This is a genomic window from Methylobacterium sp. NFXW15 (assembly GCF_049887755.1).
GTDB lineage: Bacteria > Pseudomonadota > Alphaproteobacteria > Rhizobiales > Beijerinckiaceae > Methylobacterium.
Genome location: NZ_JAGEKG010000001.1, coordinates 857,423 through 869,774 on the forward strand (window position 1 = coordinate 857,423; position 12,352 = coordinate 869,774).

Annotated in this window: 17 protein-coding genes and 1 riboswitch; of the genes, 5 read left to right on the forward strand and 12 right to left on the reverse strand. The window is 68.8% G+C overall.

Features of this window, described 5'->3' with window-relative positions:
* Positions 1-42: 42 nt before the first annotated feature.
* The 7 genes from J4O73_RS04105 to J4O73_RS04135 all read right to left on the reverse strand — a co-directional run bounded on the left by J4O73_RS04105 (position 43) and on the right by J4O73_RS04135 (position 4,742).
* On the reverse strand, positions 43-663 hold the full coding sequence (locus J4O73_RS04105; protein ID WP_426214786.1) for a DNA-3-methyladenine glycosylase I: 621 nt from the start codon (positions 661-663) through the stop codon (positions 43-45).
* A 2-nt stretch (positions 664-665) separates the two neighbouring features.
* Complete coding sequence (locus J4O73_RS04110; protein WP_426214788.1) at positions 666-1,520, reverse strand: YgfZ/GcvT domain-containing protein; 855 nt, start codon at positions 1,518-1,520, stop codon at positions 666-668.
* Between the two features lie 80 nt (positions 1,521-1,600).
* Positions 1,601-1,855, reverse strand: a complete 255-nt coding sequence (locus J4O73_RS04115) for a hypothetical protein (RefSeq protein ID WP_378968011.1) — start codon at positions 1,853-1,855, stop codon at positions 1,601-1,603.
* A gap of 167 nt (positions 1,856-2,022) precedes the next feature.
* Positions 2,023-2,478 carry a TIGR02301 family protein gene (locus J4O73_RS04120; protein WP_426214928.1) on the reverse strand — a complete coding sequence of 152 codons (456 nt, stop codon included), beginning with the start codon at positions 2,476-2,478 and terminating at the stop codon, positions 2,023-2,025.
* Positions 2,479-2,480: 2 nt separating this feature from the next.
* Positions 2,481-2,936: an NUDIX hydrolase gene (locus tag J4O73_RS04125; protein ID WP_426214790.1), complete on the reverse strand. Its 456-nt coding sequence runs from the start codon at positions 2,934-2,936 to the stop codon at positions 2,481-2,483.
* A complete protein-coding gene (locus tag J4O73_RS04130) occupies positions 2,933-4,027 on the reverse strand; it encodes a hypothetical protein (protein WP_426214792.1) in 1,095 nt (364 codons plus the stop codon). The genes J4O73_RS04125 and J4O73_RS04130 overlap by 4 nt, the downstream gene beginning before the upstream one ends.
* Positions 4,020-4,742 (reverse strand): SDR family NAD(P)-dependent oxidoreductase, encoded by a 723-nt coding sequence (locus J4O73_RS04135; RefSeq protein ID WP_426214930.1) that lies wholly within the window; start codon positions 4,740-4,742, stop codon positions 4,020-4,022. Before J4O73_RS04135 ends, J4O73_RS04130 begins: the two co-directional genes overlap by 8 nt.
* Before the next feature lie 272 nt (positions 4,743-5,014).
* On the opposite strand from J4O73_RS04135, the gene J4O73_RS04140 reads away from it, so the two are divergent.
* The 4 genes from J4O73_RS04140 to J4O73_RS04155 all read left to right on the forward strand — a co-directional run bounded on the left by J4O73_RS04140 (position 5,015) and on the right by J4O73_RS04155 (position 7,827).
* On the forward strand, positions 5,015-6,154 hold the full coding sequence (locus tag J4O73_RS04140; protein ID WP_426214794.1) for an ATP phosphoribosyltransferase regulatory subunit: 1,140 nt from the start codon (positions 5,015-5,017) through the stop codon (positions 6,152-6,154).
* On the forward strand, positions 6,151-7,125 hold the full coding sequence (hisG, locus tag J4O73_RS04145; RefSeq protein ID WP_426214796.1) for an ATP phosphoribosyltransferase: 975 nt from the start codon (positions 6,151-6,153) through the stop codon (positions 7,123-7,125). The genes J4O73_RS04140 and hisG overlap by 4 nt, the downstream gene beginning before the upstream one ends.
* Before the next feature lie 61 nt (positions 7,126-7,186).
* A complete protein-coding gene (locus J4O73_RS04150) occupies positions 7,187-7,426 on the forward strand; it encodes a type II toxin-antitoxin system VapB family antitoxin (RefSeq protein ID WP_426214798.1) in 240 nt (79 codons plus the stop codon).
* Entirely contained in the window at positions 7,426-7,827 is a 402-nt protein-coding gene (locus tag J4O73_RS04155; RefSeq protein WP_426214932.1) for a type II toxin-antitoxin system VapC family toxin, read from the forward strand. Before J4O73_RS04150 ends, J4O73_RS04155 begins: the two co-directional genes overlap by 1 nt.
* Positions 7,828-7,919: 92 nt before the next feature.
* Here J4O73_RS04155 and J4O73_RS04160 read toward each other — a convergent pair whose 3' ends face one another.
* From J4O73_RS04160 to hemE, 3 genes are read right to left on the reverse strand one after another with little or no spacing between them, the layout of a single operon-like run.
* The gene (locus J4O73_RS04160) at positions 7,920-8,264 is read right to left on the reverse strand and encodes a lysozyme inhibitor LprI family protein (RefSeq protein WP_426214800.1); all 345 of its coding nucleotides are present in this window, start codon (positions 8,262-8,264) and stop codon (positions 7,920-7,922) included.
* A gap of 36 nt (positions 8,265-8,300) precedes the next feature.
* Entirely contained in the window at positions 8,301-8,732 is a 432-nt protein-coding gene (gene hemJ / locus J4O73_RS04165; protein ID WP_426214802.1) for a protoporphyrinogen oxidase HemJ, read from the reverse strand.
* Positions 8,733-8,736: 4 nt separating this feature from the next.
* A complete protein-coding gene (gene hemE / locus J4O73_RS04170; protein WP_426214804.1) occupies positions 8,737-9,798 on the reverse strand; it encodes a uroporphyrinogen decarboxylase in 1,062 nt (353 codons plus the stop codon).
* Between the two features lie 429 nt (positions 9,799-10,227).
* Between hemE and J4O73_RS04175 the strand changes: the two genes are divergently transcribed.
* The gene (locus tag J4O73_RS04175; protein WP_426214934.1) at positions 10,228-11,058 is read left to right on the forward strand and encodes a pyruvate, water dikinase regulatory protein; all 831 of its coding nucleotides are present in this window, start codon (positions 10,228-10,230) and stop codon (positions 11,056-11,058) included.
* Between the two features lie 74 nt (positions 11,059-11,132).
* Here J4O73_RS04175 and crcB read toward each other — a convergent pair whose 3' ends face one another.
* Both crcB and J4O73_RS04185 read right to left on the reverse strand, forming a co-directional pair.
* Positions 11,133-11,516 (reverse strand): fluoride efflux transporter CrcB, encoded by a 384-nt coding sequence (gene crcB / locus J4O73_RS04180; RefSeq protein WP_426214805.1) that lies wholly within the window; start codon positions 11,514-11,516, stop codon positions 11,133-11,135.
* A 73-nt stretch (positions 11,517-11,589) separates the two neighbouring features.
* Positions 11,590-11,665, reverse strand: a riboswitch (Fluoride riboswitch).
* A gap of 69 nt (positions 11,666-11,734) precedes the next feature.
* Positions 11,735-12,247: a hypothetical protein gene (locus tag J4O73_RS04185; RefSeq protein ID WP_426214807.1), complete on the reverse strand. Its 513-nt coding sequence runs from the start codon at positions 12,245-12,247 to the stop codon at positions 11,735-11,737.
* Positions 12,248-12,352 lie beyond the last annotated feature (105 nt).

Genomic DNA, 12,352 nt, shown 5'->3' on the forward strand with positions numbered 1-12,352 from the left:
CGGTCTTCGAAGCCCGAGGAGGCTCCTTCGTCCGGGGGACGCTCATGCCGAAGCGAGGGCGGCGCAGGCCGCATGGCGATGGCAGCCGGTGAGATGGTCGTTCACCATCCCGACCGCCTGCATGAAGGCGTGGATGATGGTCGGGCCGCAAAACGAGAAACCCTCGGCCTTCAAGGCTTTGCCCATCCGCTTCGAGACATCGGTCTCCGTGAGCACATCGGCACGGCTGTGCGGATTTCCCTGGATCGGCCGGCCATCGCAGAAGTCCCAGAGGAAGCGCGAAAATCCGGGGCCGCTCTCCTCAAGGCGCAGCCACGCCTTCGCACCCGCGATGGTGCCGACGATCTTGGCGCGGTTGCGGATGATGCGGGTATCCCCCATCAGCCGCGCGACGTCGTCGTCCGTGTAGCGGGCGATGATCTCGGGCCGGAAGCCGTCGAAGGCCTCGCGGAATCCCTCGCGCCGCCTCAGGATCGTGATCCACGACAGCCCCGCCTGGAACCCATCGAGGATCAGCTTCTCGTACAGGGCACGGGAGTCGAATTCCGGCACACCCCATTCGGTGTCGTGATAGGCGACGTAGAGCGGGTCCTGCCCGGCCCACCAGCAGCGGGGGCACCCGTCAGGATGGGGGATCAGCCCCTCGGGCAATGGCTCGGCCATGGTCAGCCCGCGGCCTCGCCGCCGGATTCGGGCATGGCGAAAGTGGCATAGGCGGGCCGCCCTACGGCGAGGGGCTTGCCCTCGGCCACCAGAACCTCACCCGCCGCCAGCGCGTCGCCGAGCCGGTCGAGGCGCACCATGGCGAGCCCGCGCGAACCGGCGGCGCCGCTCGTCCGGCCCACCACCTTCTGCCCGGCCTGGATCTCGGAGCCCGGCGCGGGCGCGCCCTGCGGATACTCGGCGGCGAGAAGGCGGGTGCGGGCGGTGCCCCGGTGCTGCATCCGCGAGACGACCTCCTGGCCGACATAGCAGCCCTTGCGGAAGTCGACCCCGCCGAGCTGGTCCATCAGCGCCTCGTGCGGGAAGGCGTCACCGTAGGTGAAGTCGCGCCCGCCCTCCGGCACCGCCAGGGCGAGGCGGTGGGCATGGTAATCGGCCTCGGAGGCATCGGCCGAGAAGGCGCCCTCGGCCGCGTAGAGCCGTGCCCCGAGATCCGGGTGACGGCCGTCGGCGACGCGGGCGGTCTCGGCGGTGGTGGTCGCTCCGTCCCAGGCGGCGGCGACGGCCATCGTCGGATCGGCAGCGATCTCGACCTGGGCACGCAGCTTGTAGAGGGTCAGTCGCTTGGCGAGGTCGGCGGCCTTGTCGATGGCGACATCGAGCCGGAATCCGTCGGCGATGCGCGAGATCAGGAAATCGAACAGGATCTTGCCCTGCGGCGTCAGCAGCGCCCCGAGCCGCGCTTCGCCCTCACCGATCGTCTCGACATTGCAGGTCATCACGCCCTGCAGGAGGCTCGTGGCATCCGGCCCGGTCACGGTGACGAGGGCGCGGTCCGGCAACAGAGCGATGGGCATTCGCGAAAATCCTCACGCGGCTTGTGTCACCGGGAGGTAAGGGGGAAAGCGGCCCGCCTCAACCGGCGGGCCGCCATCAATCAATGCTGCAGCGTGGTGGTGAAGGCGCCGCCGCGGATCCGATCCGGGAAACCCTCGGCGTAGCGGGCGGTCGCCTCCTCACCATAAGTGGTGACGAGTTCCTGGAAGGCAGCGAACAGGGCCGCCTGCGCCATGCAATCTCCGTCGAGGCCGTCCAGGCAGCCCTCGGCGAACGCCTCAGAGACATAGCTCAGGGCGGCACGCTTCTCCTCGACATCGGCCTCGAGGGGGGCGCTTTGCGAGATGGTCTGCATGGTCCGACATTTCCATTGCGCCGGTCTGAAACAGGCCGGCGGACAGCATGGATGATAGGCGGCTCATTGCGGGACGCCTAGCCGGTAATTGCGAATCGGTTAACGCGACCGTTCGAATACGGTCCTTCCTCCGGTTCACCCACCCCTGTGGCGGAGATGCATCAACGTCATCCGCCAAACCGCCCGGCGAGGGCGTGAGACAGCTTTTCACCTTCCGCCAGGAAGCGGGCCGTCGCCTCGTGCGCCGCCGCCGTGCAGACGCGGTAGGTGAGGGCGTAGGCCTTGTATCCACGGTTGTAGGCGCCCGCGAGCCTGTCCCGCCGGGCGGGGGTGATGCCTTCGGCCTCGATCAGCGCCTTCATCCGCGCGGGCCATTCCGCCGCGTCGGGCATGGCGCAGAGGTTACGCAGGAAGGCGAGCGAGCCGATCACCTCGGCCATGCGCATCAGATCGCGATCGTAGGGCGCGGGCACGTCGGCGGGGGCGGGAGCCTCCTTGGGCTGTTCCTTCGGCGCCTCCTTGGGCGCCTCCTTGGGCGCGGGCTTCGTCCGCTGCTGGGCGAGGGCGGGCTGTGCGGCGAGGATCGTCGCCAGCAGCGCCGTGGCGAGGGGGAGACGGGACAGGGTCACTTTGCCTCCCGCTCGGCGACCCGCTCGAACGCCTCTTGCAGGGTCCCGATCAGGCCCGGCGTCGTCTGGAGATCCGCGATCTCATCGAGGCTTGCCCAGCGCACGCCGAGCGCCTCGGGCCCCGCCACGGGCTCGCCGCCCCGCCACAGGGCGGCATGGGGATGCACGACGTAGTGGTGCCGAGCCCGGCCTTCCTCGTCGCGCACGATGATCTCGGTGGGCGACAGCACGCCAACCACTTCGGCGGTCAGGCCGACCTCCTCCTCCAATTCGCGCAAGGCCGCTTCGGCCAGGGCCTCGCCCGCTTCCACGAGGCCACCCGGCAGGGTCCAGACCCCGCGCATCGGCTCGTTGGCGCGGGCAGCGAGCAGGACACGGGACTCGCGGATCACCGCGATGGAGGCCCCCACGAAGGGGCGTGCGGGAAAGGTGCGGGAGTCGCCCTCGCTCACGGCTTTCCTCCGTCGAGGGTGATGGCCGCCACGCGCCCGTCGCTCAGGCCGACGATCAAGCGCTCGCCCAGGGCGGCGACGCCCGTGCCGGCTGGCGCGGGCAGAGTCACGCGGGCGTGTTCGCGCAAACCGTCCCGGGTCGAGACAATGGCGAGCGCCGGGGTCCCGGCCACGGGGAGCGCGAGGTCGGCTCCACCCTCACGCGGCAGCGTCTCGGCGAGATCGGCCTCGCCTTCGCCGATCGTGTAGCCTGCGGCCTGGGCGCCGGGCTCGATCCGGTCGGGGGCGAGAGTCCAGAGGGTCAGCCGCCCGGTGGAATCCACCGTTGCGGCGCCCGTGCCTTTGCCGGTGAAATCGCCCACGGCCGCGATGGCCGGGCGCGGACCGGATGTCGTGCGGGCACTCACGGTCCAGGCGGCGGGATCGGACGAGGTCCGGGTCGCCAGGACGAGACCGCCCGCGTCGGAACCGGTGAGGGTCGCGGCGAGCACGGCCGGTCGCCCGGCGAGGGAGACGATCCGCGGCGGGTTCGCGGCGAACAAAGCTCCCTCTCCAGCGGAGAGGGTGGCGGTGGCGATCGGAACCGGCTTCGGATCGGTGCTCACGGCCATGGGCTGGCGTTCGCGAAAGGTCAGGGTCGTCGCGGCGGGAACGCCGTCCGCGCTGCGGGTGCGGCCTGAGAGGAAGGCGCTGAGCGGCCCATCGAGGGCGCGGCGAAGGCCGGGCAGCGCACCACGCGGCGTCTCGGACGCGACGAGATCCTCCACCGCCTCGCGGCCCACGGGCTTCACCGCGACGGTGCCGTTCTCAAGGATCAGAACTGCGCCGCCCTCCTCGCCCCAGACGAGGACGACGGGGACGGGATCCTTGCCCGCGCGCAGGATCGGCAGCAGCCCGGACGTCGCCACGGCGGTCGCGACCTCGGTCCTGGGCCCGCGCATCTCACGGACCTTGAACGGCAGTTCGAGGAGACGCACCGTCGGCTCGGCAGCCACGGGAGTGGCCACAAGCAAGAGGGCGAGGCCGAGAAGGCCCGCACGAGCGGTGCGGGGACGGACGTGGTCGAGGGCGCGCATCGGCGCGTCAGACATGCTGTCCGCCGTTGATGTGCAGTTCGGCCCCGTTCACGTAGGACGAGGCTTCGGTGCACAGGAAGTAGATCGCCTTGGCGACCTCGTCCGGGGTGCCGAGACGCCGCTGGGGAATCTGCTCCACCAGCTTCTCCGTCCCCGGCGAGAGGATGGACGTATCGATCTCGCCCGGCGAGATGGCGTTCACCCGCACACCGATCGGGCCGAAATCGGCCGCCATCTCGCGAGTCAGTCCGGCGAGCGCCGCCTTGGACGTACCGTAAGCCGCCCCGGCGAAGGGATGGACCCGCGAGCCCGCGATCGAGGTGACGTTCACGACGGAGCCCTTGGCCTGGGCCAGTTCCGCCCGCAGACCCCGCGCCAGCAGGATCGGTGCGAAGAAGTTCACCTGAAACACCCGCTGCCAATCGGGAAACTCGGTTGCCAGGGTGCCGAGGCGCTCGCCCTGCGGTCCCTTGGGCGAGATACCCGCATTGTTGACGAGGGCGTGGAGCACGCCCCCCTCGGCGGCGAGCCGCCCGCGCACGTCCTCCACCGCGCGCACGGTGTCGGCGGCATCGGACAGATCGACCTGGAGGTGATCCTCCGGCCCCATCTCCCACGGGCAATTCTCGGGGAAGGGATGGCGGGAGCAGGTGATCACGCGCCAGCCTGCGGCGGAGAACCGCTTCACGGTAGCGTGGCCGATGCCACGGCTCGCACCCGTGAGCAGCATGATGCGCCGACGGTCGTTAGGGGAGAGGGCCACTGTCGGAGCCTCACTGTCGCGCGGGGGTTCCGATGGGCGGATGTCCCGTCGGTGCACTGCAACGTCTAGGCGGACGGGCGCGGGAAATCCAGGCCACAGGATTCATGCACCACCTGCAGAGGGATGCGCGCGAGCATCCCTCTGCGCACTCCCGCCCGCCACCGCGCGCGTCTCCCCTGCGCGAGGCGTGTCGCCAAGCCGGGCGGTGATTGCTACAGAGCGCCCGCAAGAGGATGACCATGACGCGACCGGAGCCCGACACGGAAACGGCTGAGCCAAAGCAGGCGCGGCTCATCGCCCATCTGGCCTCCGCCGGCTATGCGCCGGTGACGCCGCCCGTGCTTCAGCCGATCGAGCCCTTTCTGGAACTGTCCGGCGAGGACATCCGGCGGCGGATCTTCGTCACGCAGGATGCGGGCGGTGCCGAACTGTGCCTGCGGCCGGAATTCACCATTCCCGTCTGCCGCCTGCACCAGCAGCGGGCCGATGGGCACAAGGCCGATTACAGCTATTGCGGGCCGGTCTTCCGGCTGACCGCCGGGGAGCCCGCCGAGTTCTTCCAGGCCGGGATCGAATCGATCGGCCGCACCGATACGCCCGCCGCCGATGCCGAGGTGCTGGGGCTCGCCCTCGAAGGCCTGACCTTGCTCGGGAGGACCAACCCCTCCGTGCGTCTGGGCGACATGGGCATGACGGTCGCCCTGCTCGACGGGCTCGCCGTCCCGCCTGCCGCCAAGCGACGAACCCTGAGGGCGCTCGCGGCCGGGCGCTCCCTGGATGCCGTGACCAACGGAGCCGAGGGCACTCCGGGCGAGGACCGCCATGCCGGTCTGCTCGCCGCCATCCAGGGACAGGATCCGAAGGGCGTGCGCGCCTTCGTGGAAGACGTGCTCGCCATTGCCGGGATCTCGGCTGTGGGCGGCCGGAGCGCGGGCGAGATCGCCGAGCGCTTCCTCGGCAAGGCGGCCGCCCAGGCCAACGGGGGCGCCGGGCTCAACGCCGAGAATCGGGCGATCCTCGACCGCTACCGCTTGGTCTCGGGCGATCCCGATGCCGCGGCCAAGGATCTGCGGGCGCTGGTGGCCGATGCGGGCCTACGCCACGACGCGGTGGAGGCGGCCCTGGACCTGTTCGAGGAGCGCAGCGGCTTCATCGCCGCCCGAGGCCTGCCCCTCGACAGCTTCCGCTTCCAGGGCGGGTTCGCCCGCAACCTCGATTACTATACCGGCTTCATCTTCGAGGTCTCCGAGGGAGACGGGCCGGTTCTGGTCGGCGGCGGGCGCTATGACGGCCTGCTCGCCCATCTCGGCAGCGCCGCGCCACTCCCGGCCGTGGGCTGCACCTTCTGGATCGAGCGCGCGATGGGAGCCGGCCGATGAGCGACGCCCTCGTGCTGGCGGTGCCCTCCAAGGGGCGCCTGCAGGAAAACGCCAACGCCTTCTTCGCCCGCGCCGGCCTCAGGCTCGCGCAGGGCACGGGCGCGCGGGACTATCGCGGCAAGCTCATCGGCGTGCCGGGCGTCGAGGTCCGCTACCTCTCGGCCTCCGAAATCGCGAGCCAGCTCGCCTCCGGCGCCGCCCATCTCGGCGTGACCGGTGAGGATCTGATCCGTGAGACCCTGCCCGACGTGCGCGGACAGGTCGAGTTGCTGACGCCGCTCGGCTTCGGCAACGCCACGGTGGTGGTCGCCGTGCCCCAGGCCTGGATCGACGTGCGGGTGATGGCCGATCTCGACGAGGTCGCGGCCACCATGCGCACCCGCCACGGCCGCCGCCTGCGGGTGGCGACGAAATACGTGAATCTCACCCGCCGCTTCTTCGCGGAGACCGGCGTCGCGGATTACCGCATCGTGGAAAGCCTCGGCGCCACCGAAGGGGCCCCGGCGGCGGGCTCGGCCGAGATCATCGTGGACATCACCACCACGGGCGCGACGCTCGCGGCCAACGCCCTCAAGATCCTCGACGACGGGATCATCCTGCGCTCGGAGGCCAACCTCGTCGCCTCGCTGAAGGCGAAGTGGGGCGAAGCGCAGCGCGGAGCCCTCCGCGCGGTGCTCGGGCGGATCAGCGCCGAGGAACGCGCCCGTACCACCCGCGAGGTCCGCGCCGGAATGCCGGATTCGGGCACGATCGACCTCGCGACGCTCGCAGGCCTGCACGAAGCCGAATTGCCCTACGGCGCCCCGGCGGGACCGGAGGGAGAAATCGTCCTCCGCTGCCCAGAGGCGGCGGTGTTCGACCTCGCCGAAGCCTTGGTGCGGGCCGGCGCGCGGGCAGTCAGCGTCCGCAAGATCGACTACGCCTTCTCGGCGGAGAACCCACTGGCGGAGCGGCTTCTGTCGCGTCTCTGACGATGGACCAAGGTTGGAATATCCCTTACTGTCATGAGGGATATTCCAGCGAGGCGTTTCGATGCCGCTCTACGTGAAGGATCCGCAGGTCGACGCATTGGCGGATGAGCTGATGGCGCTCAAGGGCTCGACCAAGACCGAAGCCGTCCGTCAGGCGCTTCGGAACGAGATTGCGCGGACGAAGGGTCAGGCCGATCTCGTGGAGCAGTCTCTGGCCTTCACCCGCCGTCTCCGGGCCAAGGCGGGCATTGGTCAACCGGTCGACAAGGCGTTCATCGACAGCCTGTACGAGCACGAATGATGTTCGTGGATGCCTCCGCGTTGACCGCGATCCTGACGGACGAGAACGACGCCCGGGATCTTGTCGGCCGGTTGAAGTGGGCGAAGCGACGCATCACCTCACCACTGGCGGTTTGGGAGGCGACGATCGCCGTGGCCCGGCGCCTCGGGCTCCCGCTGAGGGAGGCTCGTGATGCGATCCGGGATTACCTGTCCCTCGCAGGCATCGAGGTTGTGCCGGTCCCGCCCGAGGTCGGCGATGGCGCGATCGACGCCTTCGAGCGCTACGGCAAGGGGCGCCACCCCGCCTCGTTGAACTTCGGCGATTGCTTCGCCTATGCCTGCGCCCGGCACTATGGGGCGACCCTGTTGTTCAAGGGCGATGATTTCACGCGGACAGACATCGCCTCGAAGTCGACCTGAGGGATCTCCGGCGGGCGGCGCCCTGCGGGAGAACGCCCAGGAGCCTTGCCCCTGGACCCCACCAAAGGACTCGGTCCTTTGGGATCCCGGATTTATTGCGGTCCCTGCTTGGCGAATTCCGAGAGGACGGCGCGCAGCACCTTGAGGCGGGCGTCGTAGGTGGTGCGCAGGCACTCGACGTCGGCGCCGCAGGTGCGGCGCTCGGTGAGCCAGGTTTCCTGGTCCTCGCGGAGCTTGGACTGACCGCCCATCGGCAGCACGGCCTTCAGGATTTCGAACCGGGTCGCCATCTCGACGTCCCGGTCGTTGATCGGGAGGTGGGTACAGATCGCCTTTTCGTCGGGAGCTTCGGCCTTGTCGCAGGGGAAGCTCGCCGCCTCGGCGGAACCGCCGAGGACGACGAAGAGGAGGGCAAGGGCGGAGGTCGTGCGCAGCATGGGCTCATAACGGCCGAGCCTGCCGGAAGCTCCCTCTCAGAACCCCGGCTTCACCGTCACGAGGATGACGACGACGATCATGATGAGCGTCGGCACCTCGTTGAGCACGCGGTAGAATTTGTGTCCGCGCGTGTTCCGGTCGGCCGCGAAGTCCTTCACCATCCTGGCGAGCCAGCCGTGGATGCCGGACATCGCCACCACCAGGGCGAACTTCGCCTGCATCCAGTGGGCGGCGTAGTAGCCGCTCATCCAGACGAGGATCAGCCCGAACAGCCAGGTCGCGATCATGGCAGGTGTCATAATCGCCTTGAGCAGGCGCCGCTCCATGACCTTGAAGGTCTCGGACTGCGCGCCCGAGCCCGGCGGCAGGCTGGCGTGATAGACGAACAGCCGGGGCAGGTAGAGCATCGCCGCCATCCAGGCGATGAGGCTCACGATGTGCCCGGCCTTGATCCAGTCGTAGAGCACGCCCCTAGCCCCGCAACCGGGCGAGCATGCGCTCGACATGGGCGATCGGCGTCTGCGGTGTGATGCCGTGGCCGAGGTTGAACACGTGGGGTCTGCCCTCTGCCGCCGCGCGGATCGCGTCCACGGCCGCGTCCAGGGCCGCGCCGCCCTCGATCAGGGTCTCGGGGTGCAGGTTGCCCTGCGTGACGGTGGCGGGCGGAATCCGGCCCCGCAAAGCGGCAAGGTCTATCGCCCAATCCACGCCCACCGCGTCGGCACCGGTTTCGGGCACGACGCGGGCATGGCCGTCGAGGCCGGAACCGCGGGCGAAGACGATGATCTTCGCGCCCGGCACCTTCGCGCGGATGCCCTCGATCATGCGAGCGATCGGCCGCAGCGACCAGCGCGCCAGCGGATCGCCGCCCTCGGGATCCTCCGGCAGCACGCCCGCATGGGATTCGAAGATCTGCACCGCATCGGCACCCGCTTCGAACTGACGGATGAGATAGGCGGTCTGCACGGTGACGAGCCGGTCGATCAGCGCCTCGACGAGGGCCGGATCGGCGGCGGCGAGGGCGCGGGAGGGCGCGAGGTCGGGCGTACCGCGCCCGCCGATCATGTAGCTCGCCACCGTCCACGGTGCCCCGCAGAAGCCGAGCAGGGTGGTCTCGTTCGGAAGTTCGGCGCGCAGGCGCGTCACCGTCTCGAAGACGGGGGCGAGATGCGACAGGATCGCAGGATCGCCCGCCTCGCGCAGGCGCTCGAAGGCAGCGCGGTCGCCCATCGCGTCGAGGCGCGGACCTTCGCCTTCCACGAAGCGCACGTCCTGGCCGAGCGCATGGGGCACGACGAGGATGTCCGAGAACAGGATGGCCGCATCGAAGCCGAAGCGGCGGATCGGCTGAAGCGTCACCTCCACCGCGAAGTCGGGCGTGTAGCAGAGGTCGAGGAAGGAGCCGGCCGTGGCACGGGTGGCGCGGTATTCCGGCAGATAGCGTCCGGCCTGACGCATCATCCAGGCGGGAGGTGGCCAGACCGCTTCGCCCGAGAGCACCCGCAGCATCGCCCTGTCAGATTGAACCGTCATGCGCTCCGCACCCGCTTTCCGCCAACCGGCCCGGTCGCAACGGATCCCCAGGGGATCTCTCATAAAGAAAAGAGAGAATCTTAGACTCTGTTTTTTCTCTTGGAGGCTGGATCACGGGAGCGCAACCGTATCCACACCCGATCCCCGGATCCGCGCCGTTAACGGACGTTTAAAGGATTTGCGCGAAGATGATGGAAGAGGGTTCCTGCTCAAGGCTTTGCGCTGGGTGGGAGGTCGAGTCGGCCCCCATGTGTCCGGCTTTTCCCGAATGGGGCGCCGAATCCGTCCCGAATTGACGGCCTGTGTATGCAGGAGTCGATAGCTGGACGCGTTTCCGCTCTGGACCCGCCGGACAGGCCTGCCTATCCACACTCATCGACTCCCCCGGCAGTCGCCGTGGATAACCGGAACCGGCCGGAGACGCCGCGCATGGGCCGCAGCTACTTCCACCTCCATCTCGTGTCCGATTCTACCGGCGAGACGCTGATCAATGTCGGCCGGGCGGCGGCGGCGCAGTACGAAGGCGTCTCGGCGATCGAGCACGTCTATCCGCTGGTGCGCTCCGCCTCGCAGCTGGAGCGGGTGATCTCGGAAATCCGCGCGGCGCCGGGTCTCGTGCTCTACACGCTGGTGGGCGGCGATCTTGGCCAACGGCTCGAGATGGCGGCTCGGGAATCCGGCTCACCCTGCCTCTCCGTGCTGCAGCCGGTGCACGACCTGCTGCAATCCTATCTCGGCACGCAGAAGGCGGCCCGGCCCGGCGCCCAGCACATGCTGAACGCCGAGTACTTCAAGCGCATCGACGCGATGAACTTCACCCTCGCCCATGACGACGGCAACCTGCCGGAGGATCTGGAGGAGGCGGACGTCATCCTGCTCGGGGTCAGCCGCACGTCGAAGACGCCGACCTCGATCTACCTCGCCAACCGGGGCCTGAAGACCACGAACCTGCCGCTCGTGCCGGGCATGCCGGTGCCGCCGGGGATCGAGGCCGCGCGCAAGCCCCTGGTCGTCGGGCTGTTCGCCTCGCCGGAGCGGATCATCCAGATCCGGCAGAACCGCCTGTCGAGCCTCAACGCCGACGAGAGCTCGATGTATGTCGATCGGGACGCGGTGTCGGACGAGATCACCTCGTCCCGCCGCCTGTTCCTGCGCAACCGCTGGCCGACGATCGACGTCACGCGCCGCTCGATCGAGGAGACGGCCGCCGCCATCCTCGACCTGCACCGCGACCACCGCATGAAGTTCATCGCGGAATAGGCGGGGGTGTCCCAAGGGCTTGGCCCCTGCACCCCACCGGAGGATCAGGTCCTTCGGGATCCTGTTCCTGACGCTCAGCTCAGGACCGTGCGGACGAGCGTCATGCCGGCGATCAGGCCCAGGAGGCCGGTGGCCACCGAGGCGGCGACGTAGCCGGCGGCGGCCATGGTCTCACCGCGCTCGTAGAGGCTGATCGCGTCCAGCGAGAAGGTCGAGAAGGTGGTGAAGCCGCCGAGCACGCCGGTCGTCAGGAACAGCCGGGCCGGGTGGCCCGCCGCGCCGCGCAGGGCGAAACCTTCGGCCAAGACGCCCATCAGGAACGAGCCGAGCACGTTGATGATGAGGGTCGACAGCGGAAAGCCGAGTCCCGGCAGCAGCCGCGACACGGCGACGTTGATTCCATGGCGGAAGCCGCCGCCGATCCCAGCGCCGAGGAAAACGATAAGGGTGTTGATCATGCCTGTCCCGTCTCGGTTGGACGGGCGGCCCGGCCGCGATGCGGGCATGCCCCCACCGCGGGCGGAAACCGCCCTTGCGGTAGGAGCCATCAGCCTTGGCCGTTCGCCGGGCAAGGCGGTTGTCGGGGAGCTCCATCCCCATCGACGGCAAGGGTAGGACAGAAATGCCAAAAGGGGAAGGCGCGTGGCCTTCCCCTTTTGCAGGATTGAAGGGTCGATCAGGCCGCGATGGCGAACTGGCTGCGCTGCTCGATCTGCGCCACGTAGAAATCCTCGATCACGTCGCGGACGACAGTGGCGAGGTCGTTGCCGCGATGCTCATCGAGATGGATGTCGCTGCCGATCACCCGGCCGATATGCGCGCTGGCGCTGGAGCCCGGCACGAGGCGCTCGTTGTAACGGGCATGAAGACCAGAAACTGAAATATAGTTCGTGCCACCGAGCTCGGGGCCGTACTTGATCTTGATCTTCTGCTCGGTCTCCAGCCCACGCAGCTTGGCGCAGAGCGTGACGAAGTTGTCGGTGTCGATCACCGGATCGATCCCGGAAATGGCGCCGTGAACGTTGTCTTCCTCGTTCAGGACCTCGGACATGAGGCGAAGGACCTCGATCACCGGCTGAAGGGCGCGTGTGCCATCCTCGAGCAGCTTCTGGCGGAAGCCGTTGCTGCGGGCATCGGCGGCGGCGAGGCGCGTGCGGAAGCGGTCCTTGACCTCGTTGAGGTGTGCCATGGTCTTTCTCTCCGGGAAACGTCGAAAACCCGGACTGTTTCGTCCGTTGATTCGAGGTGTACGGAGCGAATGCAGTTGACGCAAGATAGTGCAAAACATTGATGC